Here is a 16037-nt window from a genome sequence, read left to right as displayed (position 1 = left end):
GCCGTCGTCGCTTCGAGCGCGCATCGATCCTCCGAGTTGCATGTCTGGCCCTGGGTGAACTGCAACCCCCGCACGAGTTCCCAACACCTCGGAGGTGACCTCATGCTAACCCGAACCCGCCCGCCCCGCGGGCCGATCTCGGATCTCAGAAGATCAGCAGGCGGTTCTCGTACGCGTGAACGACGATCTGGGCGCGGCTCGTCAGCGACAGCTTGGCCAGGATGCTGCGGACGTGCGACTTCACCGTCGACTCCGTGACGAACGCGGCCTTCGCGATGTCGGCATTGCGGAGTCCGCGGGCGGTGAGCAGGTAGATCTCGCGCTCGCGCGGCGAGAGCTCGGCGATGGGGCCGTCGGGGGCGTCGGGATCGGCCCGCCCGGTGCCCGAACTGCGCGGGGCGCCGGCCGTGGACGGCGACACGCCGCCGCCGGACGACCCGGTGGGCGCGCCGACGGCTCCGGCCTGCCCGAGGTGGCCGCGCACGACCGTGCCGATCAGGGTGGGCGGCGCGTCGCCGGCGTGCACCGACCTGATGGTGTCGAGGAGCACCTCCGGCGCGACGTCTTTGGTGACGAAAGCACTCGCACCGTGCTTCATCGCCTGGAAGACGGCCTCCTCCTGCTGGAACGTGGTGAGCACCACCACCCGGCACATCCCTTCGCCACTCGCCCCGTCGCGCCTCGTCCCATCGCCGCTCTTTCCCGCGCCCGAACGGTCAGCCCCGCCGCCGGCGCACGCGGTGCCGCCACCGGCCGTGACGATGCGATGCGTGGCCTCGATGCCGTTCATTTCCGGCATACGTATGTCGAGGAGCAGCACGTCTGGTCGTTCGCGCCGGGCGATCTCGACGGCGGCCGCGCCGTCGCCGCCGGTGCCCACGAGCTCGAGGTCGGGCTGCGACTCGATGAGCATGCGCAACCCGTAGACGAACAGCTCCTGGTCGTCTACGACGGCGACACGGATGCGCTCACCGGCCGACGAGGCCCCTGCAGGGGCGGAGTCGTCGAAGGGCGCCGCCGCCGGGTCTTCGCCGCACCCCGTCACGGCCGCTCCCCCGTCTCGACGAGCTCGCGGGACGGAGTGGCCCGGGCAGAAGCGAGGTGAACCGGAATGAACGCGGTGACGACGAACTCCTCCCCCTCGGCTGACGCCGTGAGCCACCCGCCCGCCAGCCGCGCCCGGTCTCTCATGCCCGTGATGCCGAACGACCTCACCGGCTCCGCGCCGGCACCGGCACCGGCACCGGCACCGGCCACCCCCAGCGCCGGCTCGGGTCGGGCGGGGGCACCTCCGCCCGACAGTGATCCGCTCACGACACCGACGACGAGACCGTCGTCGCCCCAGGCGAGCGACACCGCCGCACACGGGCTCTCCCCTCCGTGCTTCAAGGCGTTCGTGAGGCTCTCCTGCACGATGCGGTAGACGGCCGCTTCCTGCGACGGGGTGAGCCGCCGGGGCTCTCCGAACTGCTCGAACCTCACCTCCATGCCCGTCGACGACATGCGGTCGACGAGCGCTCCGAGGTCGACGAGCCGGGGCTGGGGGCGCCGCGTCTGGTCGTGGAGACCCTCGAGCAGGCCCCGCAGATCGAGAAGTGCAGTGCGAGCCGCGGCGGCGATCTCACCGAGAGCGTCGTCGGTGCTTCGCTCGCGCGCCATCGCCGACGTCACGTCGCCATCCCCACCACGCCCGTCGCCGTCCCCACCGCGCCCGTCGCCGTCCCCGACGCGGCCGACCGGCGGGGCGCTCTCGACCAGCCCGGCGGCCCGCAGGAATCTCGTTCCGTCGGCCACGGCGATGACCACCGCGAGCGAATGGGCGAGAACGTCATGCACTTCCTGGGCGATCTCATCGCGCTCCTTCACACTCCGCAACTCCACGTCGGCGACGGCGAGTTCGGCCTCAGTCTCGGCGAGGAGGTTCTGTTCGGCTCGGCGCCGGCGCGAGATGTGGAGAAAGACTCCCGCGCCCCAGGCTGTGAGGAAGACGAGCGCCGCCAGCACGAAGAGCACGAACACCCAGATCGCGCGCGGATTCTCGATCCTCGTCAAGGCGCCGCCTTCGAACACCGAGGTGCCCCCTGTCCAGCTCAGCCAGTCGCCGTCGAACACCAGGACGACCGCGGCGACGAGCGCCTGCACCAGGCCACCGGCGAGTCCCGACCATCGGATGCGCGGATCGGGCGAGCATCCGGCAGCGAAAGCGACGACGATCACAGCCTGATAGAGCGGCCACGCGGTCGAGGTGGGCGCCGTGAGCAGCCCCACCAGTTGCAGCAGCGGCACGAGCACCACGATGACGATCGACACCGTCGTGAGCCGCCGCGACACCGCGATGGCCACGGCGTAGGCGCCGAGGGCGAGGTAGAACCCGGGTTCGGGAGATCTGCCGATCTCGGCGTTCACCCAGAGCAACGCGTACACCACCGCGATCGAGGGCTCGAGCAGGGGCCGCAGGCGCCGGAGGGACAGCAGGGCCTTCAGGGTCGATGGCATGACCTCACGCTAGGCGCAGCAGCGCTGCGGATGCGCGTGCGCGACCGTCTTTCATCCCAAATGACGAGGTGACGGACGGCACGCTCAGACGCTCGGGCAGTGCAGCTGCGTGCGCTCCCCCGAGCGGTCGATCTCGTGGCGGGCCATGGGCTCACCGCACAGCGGACAGCGCGGATCGGCCGGCGGCACGTACGGCGCCTCGGCCCGCCCGATTCCCACCTGCGCCGGGCCGGCATAGCGGTAGACCACGCGGTTGATCGCGTTGACGAGACCCGGCCTGCCGTCGAACGGGTTCATCGGGTCGGGGGTGCGAGGCTTCTTTCGTGCCATAACCCTTAGTATACTAACTATCCATGACGAGGACTACCGACGCCGACCTGCTCCAGCTCGACCGGCAGCTCTGCTTCGCGCTTGCCGTCGCCTCCCGCACCGTCATCGGCGCCTACAAGCCCATCCTCGAACCGATGGGCTTGACCCACCCGCAGTACCTCGTGATGCTCGCGCTCTGGGAGCGCGAGCCGCGCTCGCTCTCCGCTCTCGCCGAGGTGCTGCGCCTGGAACCCGCCACGCTGTCTCCGCTCGTGAAGCGCCTCGAGGCGGCAGGTCTGGTCACCCGTCGACGCTCCGCCGACGACGAACGCCAGCTGGCGGTGATGCTGACGGACGCGGGACGGGCGTTACGCGTCCAGGCCGAGGAGGTGCCGCCCCAAGTCGTCGCGGCGCTCGGAGTCGACCTCGACGAGTTGACCGAGCTGCACTCCCGCCTGAGCGCGATCATCGAGCGGATCGCCCCGCTGCCCGGTGCGACCGGCGGCGCACCGGCGTAGGCGCGCGACTTGCCGCTTCGGCACAGGGTTGTGAGCTTCCCGGAGGCCCGTGCATCCTGATCTCATGAGCGATCACGACGAGCACCCGACCGCCGGCCACACGCACGGCGGCCACTCCCACGGCGCCGGGCGCACCATGCCCTCGACCGAGGGCAAGGACGCCATCACCTTCTGGGAGGAGCTCTACCGGCAGACCCCCCAGATCTGGAGCGGACGGCCGAACAAGGTGCTCGCCGACCTGGCCGCAGGCCTCCACCCCGGCACCGCGCTCGACCTGGGCAGCGGCGAGGGCGGCGACTCGCTCTGGCTCGCCGAACGAGGCTGGCAGGTGACGGCGATCGACATCTCCCCCACGGCGCTCGAGCGCTCAGCGGCCGAGGCGAGCCGTCGCGGCATTCCCGCCCACCGCATCGAGTGGCAGCAGGCCGACCTCACCGACTGGCGACCGGCCGGCAGCTACGACCTGGTGTCGGCGTGCTTCCTGCACTCGCCGGTCGGCTTCCCGCGCGAGGAGGTGCTGCGGAGGGCCGCCACCGCAGTCGCGCCGGGCGGCTCGCTCCTCGTCGTCGGGCACCTGAGCTTCCCTTCGTCGGCGGCGCTGCCCGAGGAGGAACGACCCTACCTGCCGACGCCCGACGAACTGCTCGCGTCTCTCGCCCTCCCCGATGGCGACTGGAGCGTCGCGGTGAGCGAGGTGCGGGCGCGCACCCAGAGCGGGCCCGACGGCGAGATCGAGCTCGACGACGGCGTGCTCCTCGTCACGCGCAGCTGACCCGGTCTGCCGACCACGGAGGGACCGGACCGGGGACCCGGATGCGGTGGGCCACTGGATCCGCACCGGGTATCCTTCCTCGCGTGACCGACGACGCCCGCCCCCACAGCCCCGCCACCGCCGATGCCCTCACCCTGACCGACCACCTCGCGGCCAATCGCGCCAACTGGGACGACCGCGCCACCGTGCACTCCACCCGCACCGGACTCGGCTACGGCGTGCAGCGCTTCGTCGACGACCGCGCCCTGATCTCCCAGGTCGTGGAGTTCGACCGCGAGCGACTCGGCGACATCGTGGGCCTGCGCACCGTGCACCTCCAGTGCCACATCGGCACCGACACCCTCTCCCTGGCGCGCCTCGGCGCGCAGGTCACCGGGCTCGACTTCTCTCCCACCGCGATCGCGGAGGCCCGCAGGCTGGTGGCGGAGACGGGCGACACGGTCGAATTCGTGGAATCGGATGTCGCATCCGCTCTCTCCGCGCTCGCCCCCGGGTCGTTCGATCTCGTCTACACGGGCATCGGAGCCCTGTGCTGGCTGCCTTCCGTCGCGGAGTGGGCGGGCGTGGTGGCGGGCCTGTTGAAGCCCGGCGGGCGGCTGTTCGTCCGCGAGGGCCACCCCATCCTGTGGGCGATGGACGAGAGCCTCGACGACGACCTCCACCTGCGCTACCCCTACTGGGAGCACGCGACACCGCTCGAGTGGGACGACGATGCAAGCTACGTGCCCACCGACCGCCCGCTCACGGCCACCAAGACCTACGAGTGGAATCACGGGCTGGGCGAGATCGTGACGGCACTGCTGGATGCGGGCCTCGTGCTGACGATGCTGGTCGAGCACGACAGCGTTCCCTGGGAGGCGTTGCCCGGGCAGATGGTGGAGCGCCCCGACGGCGAGCACGCCCTCGGCGAGCGCGCCGGGGTCGTGCCGCTCAGCTACACCCTCCAGGCAGTGAAGCCCTCCGCCTGAGCCGGCCGCTCGGCGGCGGTGCACACCGGACGTGCCTGCGGCCCGAACCTGTACCCTGGAGCACGATGACGATCACCGCTTCCGCCGACGGCTCCGCGCTCGGCAACCCCGGCCCCGCGGGCTGGGCCTGGTACATCGACGACGACACCTGGGCGGCCGGCGGCTGGCCGCACGGCACGAACAACATGGGTGAGCTGAAGGCCGTGCTCGAGCTGTTCCGTGCCACGGCGCACGTCGACGACCACCTGCACGTGCTCTGCGACAGCCAGTACGTGATCAACACGGTCACGAAGTGGATGCCCGGCTGGAAGCGCAAGGGCTGGCGCAAGGGCGACGGCAAGCCGGTGATGAACCTCGACCTCATCAAGGAGATCGACGCCGCCGTCGCCGGCCGCCGCTACACCTTCGAGTGGGTGAAGGGCCACGTCGGCCACACCCTCAACGAAGCAGCGGATGCTCGTGCCCGCGCCGCCGCGGAGGCCTACCAGAAGGGCCGCACCCCCGACACCGGCCCCGGGTTCCCGGGAGGCTCGGCGCCGCTCGTCGAGCCGGCCCCCGTCACCACGCCCGACGACACCCTGTTCTGAGCGCCCGCCGCCCCGCGGGAGTACGGTGACCCGCATGGCTGACGATCTGCACAAGGGCGACAAGGTCTCGTGGTCGACCCACGGAACCACCACCTCCGGTGAGGTGAAGAAGAAGATCACCTCCGACACGAAGGCGGCGGGCCGTACCGTCAAAGCGTCGAAGGACGAGCCCCAATACCTCGTCGAGAGCGACAAGTCGGGCAAGGACGCCGTGCACAAGCCGGAGTCGCTGCGCAAGAAGAAGAGCTGACCGGCGCTCAGAGCAGGCCGCGTTGCTGGGCGAACAGCACGGCCTGCATCCGTGTGCCCGCACCGAGGCGGGCCATCAGCGCCCGCAGGTAGCTCTTCACCGTGAGCTCCGAGAGGCCGAGGCGCGTGGCGATCTGAGGGTTGGTGAGGCCACACGCGACGAGTTCGAGCACGTCGCGCTGGCGCTCGGTGAGGGCGCCTTCGGCGGCCACCGCCGGGCGCGGCGCGAGGATGGCGCGGAGTTCTCGAGCCGTGTTCGGGTCGCTCGTCCGGTCGGCGACGCGGGCCAGTCGTTCGCGCAGCTGCGCCGAGGGCCGCTCGGCCTCCGCAGCTCGCGCCGCGAGCTCGGCCTGCGCCGCCTGCGCCTGCTGCATCGCCACGCGCTCGTCGACCAGGTCGCGCAGCCGCAGCTCCTGAGCCACCGCCGACGCGACTCCGGCCAGACGCGTCGTGTCGAACTCGCCCGACCTGTCGTCGTCGCTGCCCCGGCGACCCGCGTAGAGCAGGCCCCGCACCTGCGTGCCGACGACGATGGGGGCCACGGCGAGCGCGGTGATGCCCTCGCCGAGGATCTGCGAGTCGAAGTCGTGGGTGATGTCACCCGCGAGCGCGTAGTCGCTCACCACCCGGGGCGCCCGGGTCTGCCAGGAGAGCCCGCCGAGACCACGGGAATTCCGCACCACGATGCTCTGAAGCCGATCGGTCTGAGCGCCGAAGCTCGTGGTGATGGGCACGCTGTGCTCGGTGCGCAGCCCGCCGAACGCGACCGCAGCATCCATGCCGCGCCACAGCGAGCGCGTGGCCTGGCGCACCAGCTCGCGATCGTCGGGTCGCATCGTGTTCGTGGTCATGGTTACCGCCTTTGGAACCTAGTGGAGCATGCGTCTCGCGTTTCATGCTGTGCGTGGAACCCAGGTTCGACAGTCTAGACGCGCCCCGGGAATTGACGAAGGAGTCACGGATGCATACCACCGAGCAGAACATCGACAACCTCCTGCACGAGACCAGGCGGTTCCCCCCGACCGAGGAGTTCGCCCGCGACGCCGTGGCCACCGCCGAGCTCTACGACCGGGCCGATGCCGACCGCGCAGGGTTCTGGGCCGACCAGGCACGCGAGCTGCTGCACTGGCACAAGCCGTTCACGAAGGTGCTCGACTGGTCGAACCCGCCGTTCGCCACCTGGTTCGACGACGGCGAGCTGAACGTCGCGTACAACTGCCTCGACCGGCACGTGCTGGCCGGCAACGGCGACCGCATCGCCCTGCACTGGGAGGGTGAGCCGGGCGACTCCCGATCGTTCAGCTACGCCGAGCTCACCGCGGAGGTGAAGAAGGCGGCGAACCTGCTCACGGCGCTCGGCGTGGGGCAGGGCGACCGGGTCGCCATCTACCTGCCCATGATTCCCGAGGCGGTCGTCTCGATGCTCGCGGTGGCCCGCCTCGGCGCCATCCACTCGGTGGTGTTCGGAGGTTTCAGCGCCGACAGCCTGCGGGCGCGCATCGACGACGCGGATGCGAAGCTCGTCATCACCGCAGACGGCGGCTACCGCAAGGGCAAGGCGTTCCCCCTCAAGCCGACCGTCGACGCGGCACTCGCGCCGAACGAGGCGGGCGAGGCAACGGGCGTGGAGCACGTGCTCGTGGTGAACCGCACCGGGGGCGAGATCGACTGGGTCGAGGGACGCGACCTGTGGTGGGGCGAGGAGCTCGCCCAGGTCGACGCCGAGCACGAGGCGCGGGCGTTCCCGGCCGAGAACCCCCTGTTCATCCTCTACACCTCGGGCACGACCGGGAAGCCGAAGGGCATCCTGCACACCTCGGGCGGATACCTCACGCAGACCGCGTTCACGCACAAGAACGTGTTCGACCTGAAGCCCGAGACCGACGTGTACTGGTCGACCGCCGACGTCGGGTGGATCACGGGGCACTCCTACGTCGTCTACGGGCCGCTCGCGAACGGCACCACGCAGGTGATCTACGAGGGCACACCCGACACGCCCCACCCGGGCCGGTGGTGGGAGATCATCCAGAAGCACAGGGTGAGCATCCTGTACGCGGCGCCGACGGCGATCCGTACCTTCATGAAGCTGGGGCGGCAGATCCCGCAGCAGTTCGACCTGTCATCGCTCAGACTGCTGGGCTCGGTGGGCGAGCCGATCAACCCGGAGGCGTGGGTCTGGTACCGCGACGTCATCGGGGGCGGCACCACCCCCATCGTCGACACCTGGTGGCAGACCGAGACCGGCGCCATCATGATCAGCGCGCTGCCCGGGGTCACGACCCTGAAGCCCGGGTCGGCCCAGGTGCCGATCCCGGGTATCGACGCGAAGATCGTCACCGAGAAGGGCGTGCCGGTGGGGCCCGACCAGGGCGGGCTGCTCGTCGTCGCGTCGCCGTGGCCGTCGATGCTGCGCGGCATCTGGGGCGACCCTGAGCGCTACAAGGAGACCTACTGGGAGAAGTTCGGCGATGTCTACTTCGCGGGTGACGGCGCGCGCTACGACAAGGACGGGCACATCTGGCTGCTCGGCCGGGTCGACGACGTGATGAACGTCTCGGGTCACCGTCTCTCGACGGCGGAGATCGAGTCGAGCCTGGTCGCGCATCCGATGGTCGCCGAGGCCGCCGTGGTGGGCGCGTCCGACGAGACCACGGGGCAGGCCGTGGTGGCCTTCGTCATCACGAAGGCCAGCCACGCGGATGCTGCGGGCGCCGCCGACGCCGCCGAGACGCTGCGGGGCCACGTCGCCCAGCAGATCGGGGCGATCGCGCGGCCGCGGCAGGTGTTCATCGTCACCGAGCTGCCGAAGACCCGCTCCGGCAAAATCATGCGCCGCCTCCTCCGCGACGTCGCCGAGGGCCGCGAGATCGGCGACACCACCACCCTCGCCGACACCCAGGTGATGAAGATCATCACCACCACCATGAGGTAGCGGGCCCAAGGGCCGGATCAGAGGGTGAAGCGGGGGTCGCGGCGGTAGTCGGAGAGTCGCGAGTCGAGGGCTGCCTGCACCTGCGGGGGCGCGTCGTCGCCGATGAGCAGACGGAGACGATCGTCGGGGTCGGCGACGAAGCGCAGCAGCTCGGCGGCGGCAGCCGCTGGGGCGGTGCCGCCCGCTGTCGCCTGCTCGGCGGCCCAGGGCCACGGCACGTCGGGCGACCCGAACACCTCGGTCCGCAGGGAGTCGTAGGCGGCAAGGGGCTCGCTGAACCGCATGTTCCCGGTCGCCCAGGCGGTGTCGAGCGCGCCCGGTTCGACGATGGTCACACGGATGCCGAGGCCCTTCACCTCGGCAGCCAACGCCTCCGTGAACCCCTCCAGCGCCCACTTGGCCGCGTTGTAGAGGCCCAGCGTGGGCATGGTGCCCACGGCACCGGTCGTCGAGATCTGCACGACGTGACCGGAGCCCTGTTCGCGCATCACGGGAAGGGCGGCCTGCGTGACCCAGAGCGCCCCGAGGAGATCGGTGTCGATGATCTCGCGCGCCTGCGCCTCCGACACCTCCTCCACCGCGCCGACGAGCCCGAAGCCGGCGTTGTTCACCACGACGTCCAGACGGCCGAAGCGTTCGACTGCGGCCGACACGACGCGCGAAGCCGCAGCCCGGTCGCGCACATCGAGCTCCTCCACGAGCAGGGTGCCACCCGCCGAACCGCCCTCCAACGAGCCGGTCGAGGGGTCGCGCATCGTCGCGACGACGCGATGCCCCGCGCCGAGAGCCGCCTCCGCGATCGCCCGCCCGAACCCTCGGTTCGCACCGGTCACCAGCCAGATCTCGGCAGCATCCGTCTCATCGCCCATGACCAGACCCTACGCGGATGACCGGGACCGGCCTAGGGTGACCAGCATGAGCGACGAGGGCAAGGACGACGACAAGAAGACGCGCGAGGAGTTCGCCGATGCGGTGAACATGACGGCGAAGCAGCTGCGGGAGTGGCTCGACAGCGACGAGTCGAAGGCCGTCGGCCAGAAGCCGGCGGGCGGGGGCGAGTCGACGGGGCACGAGAGCGGGCGCCACATCGTGCGGATCCTCGAGAAGAAGCAGGCCGACTACACCGCCGGCGACTACGCGCACATGCGCAAGGTCGTCGGGTACGTCGCCCGGCACTCGGCTCAGCGGCCGAAGGGCGACATCGAGGACACCGCGTGGCGGCACTCCCTCATGAACTGGGGCAACGACCCGCTGAAGTAGAGCGGGCGTCACCGCAGCGCGGCGTCGGGCCGGCCTACCCCGCCGCGCTCTGCAGCGTGATCACCGTCCAGGAGACCGGGGGAAGCACGATCGATCCCCCGTCCTCCGACACCCGCAGCGTCTCGTTCGGCGCGACACCCACGCGCGTCGGCTCCTGCAGGGTGTTGACCGCGTAGGGGTCGGCGTCGGAGAGGGTCTGGGCCGACGCATCCGTCACCGCGCCGAGGCCGTCGAGGGGGAACTCGAGCATCACCTCGTCGCCCCGCGAGCGGTTGACCACGAAGATGCTGGTGCGCCCGGTGGCGGCATCGTGCGTGGTGACCGCGTCGACGAGGGGCACCCGGCCGTAGGCGGCGGTGTCGTAGCTGTCGCTCTCGATGCGCGTCGTGACGGTCGACCCGGTGGCGAGCGCCGAGGTGAGGGCGAACGGGAAGTAGGTGGTCTGCTTCCACGCGATGCCGCCCGGCTCGGTCATGATGGGCGCGATCACGTTCACCAGCTGCGCGAGGGATGCGCTGGTGACCCGGTCGGCCCGCCGCAGCAGCGAGATGAGCAGGTTCCCGACCACCACCGCGTCGGCGACGGTGTACGCGTCTTCGAGCAGTCGCGGGGCGACCGGCCAGTTGTCGACCCCCGTGATCTTGTCGACCTTCTCGAAGCGCTCGTTGTACCAGACGTTCCACTCGTCGAAGGAGATGTTGACGACGTGGTCGCTGCCCTTCACCGCCTTGACATGATCGATGGTGGCGACCACCGACTCGATGAACGAGTCCATGTCGACGGCCGAAGCGAGGAAGCTGCCGAGGTCGCCGTCCTTCTCCTCGTAGTAGGCGTGGCAGGAGATGTAGTCGACGTCGTCGTAGCTGTGCGTCAGCACGACGCGCTCCCACTCGCCGAAGGTGGGCATGTGCGCGCTCGACGAGCCGCACACGACGAGCTCGAGCTCCGGGTCGAAGGCGCGCATGGCCCGCGCCGTCTGCGCGGCGAGCTTGCCGTAGTCGTCGGCCGAGCGGTGACCGAGCTGCCACGGGCCGTCCATCTCATTGCCGAGGCACCACATCCGCACGTCGAAGGGGGCGGGATGCCCGTTCGCCGCCCGCCGCTCGGCAAGCGCCGACCCGCCGCCGAGGTTGCTGTACTCGAGCAGGTCGAGCGCCTCGAGGGTGCCGCGCGTACCGAGGTTCACGGCGAGCATGAGCTCGCTCCCCACGGTCTCGAGCCACGACGAGAACTCGTGAAGGCCCACCTCGTTGGTCTCGGTGGAGTGCCAGGCGAGGTCGAGCCGGGTGGGCCGGTCGGCGACGGGGCCCACGCTGTCCTCCCAGCGGAAGCCCGAGACGAAGTTGCCGCCGGGGTAGCGGATGGCGCTCACCCCGAGGCCCTTCACGAGCTCGACCACGTCGGTGCGGAACCCGCGCTCGTCGGCGGTCGGGTGCCCCGGCTCGTAGATGCCGTCGTAGACGCTGCGGCCGAGGTGCTCGACGAAGGAACCGAACACGCGCCGGTTCACCTCGCCGACCGGGAGAAGGGTGTCGAAGATCAGTCGTGCGGTGGCCATCTCAGCCTTTCGGGGTGGTGGTCGCGGGTGCGGAGGAGGAAGACGCGGATGCGGCGCGGGCGCCGAGCGCGTGCTGACGGAATCTCTCCGCCACGGGGTTCTCCCGGCGGAGCAGTGGCCCACCCGGGGCATCGTTCTCGACGAGGTCGAACAACCCCATGCTGAGCAGGTGCTCCGATCGTGGGGCATCGCTGTGGCGGTAGGTCCACTCGTACATGTCGAACAGCGGCCACCAGGTGTACCCGACGACGGGCAGCCCGTCGGCGCGGGCCGCCTCGACGGCGGCGACCGAGCTGTCGAGCCAGTCGATGCGCGCGGCGGGCGTGTCGGTGACGCAGGTCTCGGTCACCATGACCGGCGCGCCGTAACGCGCGGCGTAGGTCTGCAGCGAGGCGATGAGGCCGTCGGTGCCGTGGTCTGCGGTGGGCCTCGGGTCGGCGAAGCCGCCCCCGTGGTGCACACCGGCCTCGAACAGCTCCGTGGAGTGCCGCGGGTAGTAGTTCACGCCCATCACGTCGGGCTGCACGGCGTTCGCGGCGTACCAGGCGAGGCTGTCGTCGCTCACGCCGTGCTCGCCGAGCAGGGCGACGAGCGGATGCTCGGCATCGACCATCCCGGTCACCAGGTCTTCGACGAGGAAGGCCTGGTGGCGCAATCGTTCCGCCGTCTCGCGATGCTCCGCAGCATCCGTGTCGCCCGCGTAGCGGAGGGTGGCGTCGACGTGGACGAACGCGGCCCGGTCGCCCAGCACCTCCGCGATGCCGCGCTGGGTGAGCACGAATCCCCGCGCCAGCGCGTCGGAGCTGGTGACGAGCCCCGCGACCCCGCCGAGGTACGGCGGCCAGTAGGCGTACTCGCCGCTGAACAGCGCGTGGATCATCGGCTCGTTCACGGGCGTGTAGTCGGTGGCGACGTCGCCGTAGCGCTCGGCCACGGCGACCGCGTACTCGGCGACCCGCTGCGGGTAGTCGGGGTGGGCGAACTCGCGCTCGAGCCAGAGTGGCGTGCCGTAGTGCAGGAGGTCGACGACGGGCCGGATGCCGTTCTCGCCGAACGCGGCCATGGCGCGATCGAGCCACGACCACTCCCACTCCCCCGGCGCCGGGTTCACCCGATGCCACGGGACGCCCCACCGCAGGAACTCGGCACCCACCTCCCGGGCGAGGGCGAAGTCGCCCTCCACCTGCTCGTAGTGCTCGGTGAGCTCGTACTCGTCGACGGCGCGCTCGCCGGCGCGCTCCTGGGGCACGAAGGTGTCTTCGACGCCGAGGCCGAAGTGCAGGCGGCCGTCGTCGAACCAGCGCGGCGCGCGGCCCGGTGTGTCGGTGGTCACGGTGATCTCCTACTTGAGTCCGGAGGTGGCGACGCTCTCGATGAAGCGCCGTTGCACGAAGAGGAACATGACGGCCAGCGGCACCACCGCGATGAGCGAACCCGCCATCATCACGCCGTACGGCACGATGCCGCTCGGCCCGGTGAGGAGGGTGAGCCCCGAGGTGATGGTGCCCATCTCCTGCTGCGTCGTGAACACCAGCGGCCAGAGCAGGTCGTTCCAGTTGTTCACGAAGGTGTAGATGCCGAGGGTCAGCAGCGCGGGAACCGCGTTCGGCAGCACGACGCTCCTGAAGATGCGGAACTCGCTCGCCCCGTCGATGCGCGCGGCGTTGTCGAGGTCGCGCGGCAGCGACAGGAAGAACTGACGGAGGAAGAAGATGCCGAAGGCGTCGGCAGCCCTGGGGATGATGAGCCCCCAGAAGGTGTTCACCCAGCCGAAGTCGGCGACCAGCTGGTAGATCGGGATGAGCGTGGCCTGGAACGGGATCATTAGGCTCGCCACGATGACCAGCAGCAGGATGCGGCTGCCCCTGAAGTCGATGCGGGCCAGCACGTAGGCGGCCAGCGAGTCGAAGACGAGGGCGCACAGCGTCACCCCTCCCGCGAACACGAAGCTGTTGAGGATGAGCCTCGCGAAGGGCAGTTCGGTGAAGATGCGGGTGAAGTTGTCGAGCGTCCACGCCGTGGGTACGAGCGAGGGCGGGAAGGCGTTCACCTCGGCCACCGGCTTGAAGGCGGTGAAGACGATGATGATGATCGGCAGCAGCACGACGAGTGCCACCACGAGCATGGCCGCGAAGAACAGCCAGGGGCCTACTCTGCGCATCAGACGGTGTCTTTCTCACGGCGGCCGGTGATGAAGAACTGCACCAGGCTGAGGATGAGGGTGGCGACCAGCAGCACGTACGACAGTGCCGAGGCGAAACCGAGGTCGAGGTCTTTGAAGCCGGACTGGTAGATCTGCATGACCACCGTCTGGGTGCTGCGGTACGGGCCGCCGCCCGTGAGCACGTAGATCTGATCGAAGGCCTGGAGGGCGGCGATGGTGGCGATGATGAGCACGAAGCCGGTGGTGTTGTTGAGCAGCGGCAGCGTGATGTTCCTGAACCTCGACCACGGGCCGGCGCCGTCCATCTTCGCCGCCTCGTAGAGGCTTCCGGGGATCTCCTGGAGGCCGGCGAGGAAGACGATCATGTAGAACGCGAAGTTCTTCCACACCGCGACCAGCACCACGGTCGGCATCGCGAGCACCGGGTCTTGGAGCACGTTGCCGATGCGGATGCCGAAGGTCGACAGCCAGTAGTTGAGTAGCCCCACCTGCGGGTCGAGCAGGTATTGCCAGGCGAACGCGGCGACCGCGAGCGAGACGATGAAGGGCAGGAAGAGCCAGGTGCGGAAGACTCCGCGCAGCGGCAGCTTCGGGCTGTTCAGGGCCATGGCCAGCAGGAGCGCCAGGATGACCGCTGCCGGGGTGAACATCACCGTGTAGAGCACGGTGTTGCCCATCGCCCGGAGGATGTCGGGGTCGGTGAACACCTGCACGTAGTTGTCGAACCCGATGTACTTCTCCCGGCCGAACCCCGAGGCGTCGGTGAAGGACAGCCGGAGGGCGGAGATCATCGGCCAGAACACGAACAGGACGAGGATGGCGAGGGCCGGCAGCAGGAAGCCGACGATGGTGAGGCGGCGCTTGGCCTGACCCCCGAGGGGGCCCCGCCCGCCGAGCTGCCCCGGGGGGCGGTATCGGCGCGCGGGGCGAGTGGTGTGCGTGGTCACTGGTCGTCGAGGGTGGCCTGGATGGCCTTCTGTCCGTCGGAGAGCAGGCTCGGGATGTCGCCACCCGCGAGTGCCTTCTGCGTCACCACGTCCATCTCGGTGAGCACGTCGGAGCTGTTGACGACGCCCGGGAGCAGCGCCCGGCTGGTGCCGGAGATCTCGGTGAGGGCGGCGACCGTCGGGTTCGACTCGACGGCCGAGGCGGGGATGTCGGTGCGCAGCGGCGGCCAGCCGGAGCCGAGCGACCACTCGGTGGCGACGTCTTCCGAGAAGAAGTAGGAGAAGAACTTCTCGGCGGCGGCGACCTTCGCGTCGTCGGCCTGGGCCGTGATGCCCATCGAGACCCCGATCGCGGAGGCGGCCTGGTCGACGGGACCGGCCGGGATGGCGGCGATGCCGTAGTCGATGCTGTTCTCGGTGGCGATCGACGACATCCAGGGGCCGCCGATGGTCATCGCGACCTTGCCCGAGGAGAACAGGCCGTCGGCACCGACACCGTCGACGCCGGTGGGCGAGATCTTGTCGTTCGCCACCGCATCGGCCCAGTACTTCAACGTCTCGGCGTTCTCGGGCGAGTCGAGCACGGCGGTGGTGCCGTCTTCGACGATGTCGCCGCCGTTGCCGTAGAACAGGCTGGGCCATACGCCGTTGGCCACGGTGGCGTGGTCGGGCAGCACCATGCCGTACTGCTCGGGGGTGCCGTCGCCGTTCTCGTCGACGGTGAGCTTCTTGGCGGTGTCGACCCACTCGTCCCAGGTGGTGGGGAAGGCGGTGATGCCGGCGGCGTCGAACAGCGCCTTGTTGTAGTAGACCGCGAGCGGCACGAAGCCGGTGGGAACGCCGTAGGCGGTGCCGTCGACGGTCTCCATCTCGACCGCCTGCGGGTTGAGCTCGGCGGTGTTGCTGTCGGCGGAGGCGTAGAAGTCGGTGAGGTCGGCGAACGCACCCTTCGCGGCGTAGACCGGGAGTCGCTCGGCGGGCATGGCCACCACATCCGGACCCTGGTCGGCCGAGAGTGCGGTGAGCAGCGTGTCGTCGATGACGGCCCAGGTCTTCACCTCGGTGCTGACCTCGACCTCGTCCTGCGAAGCGTTGAAGTCGTCGATGATGCTCTGCAGCACGTCGCCGTCGGCCTCGGTGTAGCCGTGCCAGAAGGTCAGCTGCACGGGGCCGTCTGCTGCGGTGCCGGCGTCGCCGGAGGAACAGGCCGCGAGGCCGAGGGAGGCGGCGGCCAGTACGGCTGCCGCGGCGAGGAGCTTTTTCATGGGAGGCCTTTC

Annotated in this window: 17 protein-coding genes; 7 read left to right on the top strand and 10 right to left on the bottom strand. The window is 70.0% G+C overall.

Annotation, left to right across the window (positions count from 1 at the left end; genetic code table 11):
• Positions 1-145: 145 nt before the first annotated feature.
• From ABFY20_RS06225 to ABFY20_RS06215, 3 genes are all read right to left on the bottom strand, one after another.
• A complete protein-coding gene (locus ABFY20_RS06225) occupies positions 146-1045 on the bottom strand; it encodes a response regulator (protein ID WP_368499075.1) in 900 nt (299 codons plus the stop codon).
• Positions 1042-2496 carry a sensor histidine kinase gene (locus ABFY20_RS06220; RefSeq protein ID WP_368499074.1) on the bottom strand — a complete coding sequence of 485 codons (1455 nt, stop codon included), beginning with the start codon at positions 2494-2496 and terminating at the stop codon, positions 1042-1044. Before ABFY20_RS06220 ends, ABFY20_RS06225 begins: the two co-directional genes overlap by 4 nt.
• A gap of 84 nt (positions 2497-2580) precedes the next feature.
• Positions 2581-2826, bottom strand: coding sequence for a hypothetical protein (locus tag ABFY20_RS06215; protein WP_368499073.1), 246 nt, complete (start codon positions 2824-2826; stop codon positions 2581-2583).
• A 23-nt stretch (positions 2827-2849) separates the two neighbouring features.
• Here ABFY20_RS06215 and ABFY20_RS06210 point away from each other — a divergent pair, with 23 nt between their 5' ends.
• From ABFY20_RS06210 to ABFY20_RS06190, 5 genes are all read left to right on the top strand, one after another.
• Positions 2850-3323 carry a MarR family winged helix-turn-helix transcriptional regulator gene (locus tag ABFY20_RS06210; protein WP_368499072.1) on the top strand — a complete coding sequence of 158 codons (474 nt, stop codon included), beginning with the start codon at positions 2850-2852 and terminating at the stop codon, positions 3321-3323.
• A gap of 64 nt (positions 3324-3387) precedes the next feature.
• Positions 3388-4095, top strand: a complete 708-nt coding sequence (locus tag ABFY20_RS06205; protein ID WP_368499071.1) for a class I SAM-dependent methyltransferase — start codon at positions 3388-3390, stop codon at positions 4093-4095.
• A gap of 83 nt (positions 4096-4178) precedes the next feature.
• Positions 4179-5063, top strand: coding sequence for a class I SAM-dependent methyltransferase (locus tag ABFY20_RS06200; protein ID WP_368499070.1), 885 nt, complete (start codon positions 4179-4181; stop codon positions 5061-5063).
• Positions 5064-5128: 65 nt separating this feature from the next.
• On the top strand, positions 5129-5650 hold the full coding sequence (locus ABFY20_RS06195; protein ID WP_368499069.1) for a ribonuclease H: 522 nt from the start codon (positions 5129-5131) through the stop codon (positions 5648-5650).
• 34 nt (positions 5651-5684) lie between these two features.
• Complete coding sequence (locus ABFY20_RS06190; protein ID WP_368499068.1) at positions 5685-5900, top strand: DUF2945 domain-containing protein; 216 nt, start codon at positions 5685-5687, stop codon at positions 5898-5900.
• Positions 5901-5907: 7 nt separating this feature from the next.
• Here ABFY20_RS06190 and ABFY20_RS06185 read toward each other — a convergent pair whose 3' ends face one another.
• On the bottom strand, positions 5908-6750 hold the full coding sequence (locus ABFY20_RS06185; protein WP_368499067.1) for a LuxR C-terminal-related transcriptional regulator: 843 nt from the start codon (positions 6748-6750) through the stop codon (positions 5908-5910).
• Between the two features lie 110 nt (positions 6751-6860).
• On the opposite strand from ABFY20_RS06185, the gene acs reads away from it, so the two are divergent.
• Positions 6861-8831: an acetate--CoA ligase gene (gene acs / locus ABFY20_RS06180; protein ID WP_368499066.1), complete on the top strand. Its 1971-nt coding sequence runs from the start codon at positions 6861-6863 to the stop codon at positions 8829-8831.
• Between the two features lie 17 nt (positions 8832-8848).
• On the opposite strand, the gene ABFY20_RS06175 is transcribed toward acs, so the two are convergent.
• Positions 8849-9700, bottom strand: coding sequence for an SDR family NAD(P)-dependent oxidoreductase (locus ABFY20_RS06175; protein ID WP_368499065.1), 852 nt, complete (start codon positions 9698-9700; stop codon positions 8849-8851).
• A gap of 46 nt (positions 9701-9746) precedes the next feature.
• On the opposite strand from ABFY20_RS06175, the gene ABFY20_RS06170 reads away from it, so the two are divergent.
• On the top strand, positions 9747-10091 hold the full coding sequence (locus ABFY20_RS06170) for a DUF3140 domain-containing protein (protein WP_368499064.1): 345 nt from the start codon (positions 9747-9749) through the stop codon (positions 10089-10091).
• 34 nt (positions 10092-10125) lie between these two features.
• On the opposite strand, the gene ABFY20_RS06165 is transcribed toward ABFY20_RS06170, so the two are convergent.
• Genes ABFY20_RS06165 through ABFY20_RS06145 form a run of 5 tightly spaced genes read right to left on the bottom strand, consistent with a single transcriptional unit; the run spans position 10126 to position 16025 of the window.
• Positions 10126-11649 (bottom strand): alpha-N-arabinofuranosidase, encoded by a 1524-nt coding sequence (locus ABFY20_RS06165; protein WP_368499063.1) that lies wholly within the window; start codon positions 11647-11649, stop codon positions 10126-10128.
• A 1-nt stretch (position 11650) separates the two neighbouring features.
• The gene (locus ABFY20_RS06160) at positions 11651-12982 is read right to left on the bottom strand and encodes a family 1 glycosylhydrolase (protein ID WP_368499062.1); all 1332 of its coding nucleotides are present in this window, start codon (positions 12980-12982) and stop codon (positions 11651-11653) included.
• A 9-nt stretch (positions 12983-12991) separates the two neighbouring features.
• Entirely contained in the window at positions 12992-13810 is an 819-nt protein-coding gene (locus tag ABFY20_RS06155) for a carbohydrate ABC transporter permease (protein ID WP_368499061.1), read from the bottom strand.
• Complete coding sequence (locus tag ABFY20_RS06150; RefSeq protein ID WP_368499060.1) at positions 13810-14760, bottom strand: carbohydrate ABC transporter permease; 951 nt, start codon at positions 14758-14760, stop codon at positions 13810-13812. The genes ABFY20_RS06155 and ABFY20_RS06150 overlap by 1 nt, the downstream gene beginning before the upstream one ends.
• On the bottom strand, positions 14757-16025 hold the full coding sequence (locus ABFY20_RS06145) for an ABC transporter substrate-binding protein (protein ID WP_368499059.1): 1269 nt from the start codon (positions 16023-16025) through the stop codon (positions 14757-14759). Before ABFY20_RS06145 ends, ABFY20_RS06150 begins: the two co-directional genes overlap by 4 nt.
• Between the last annotated feature and the right edge of the window lie 12 nt (positions 16026-16037).

The organism is Herbiconiux sp. A18JL235 (genome assembly GCF_040939305.1).
Taxonomy (GTDB): domain Bacteria; phylum Actinomycetota; class Actinomycetes; order Actinomycetales; family Microbacteriaceae; genus Herbiconiux.
This window is presented reverse-complemented; position numbering and strand designations above follow the sequence as displayed.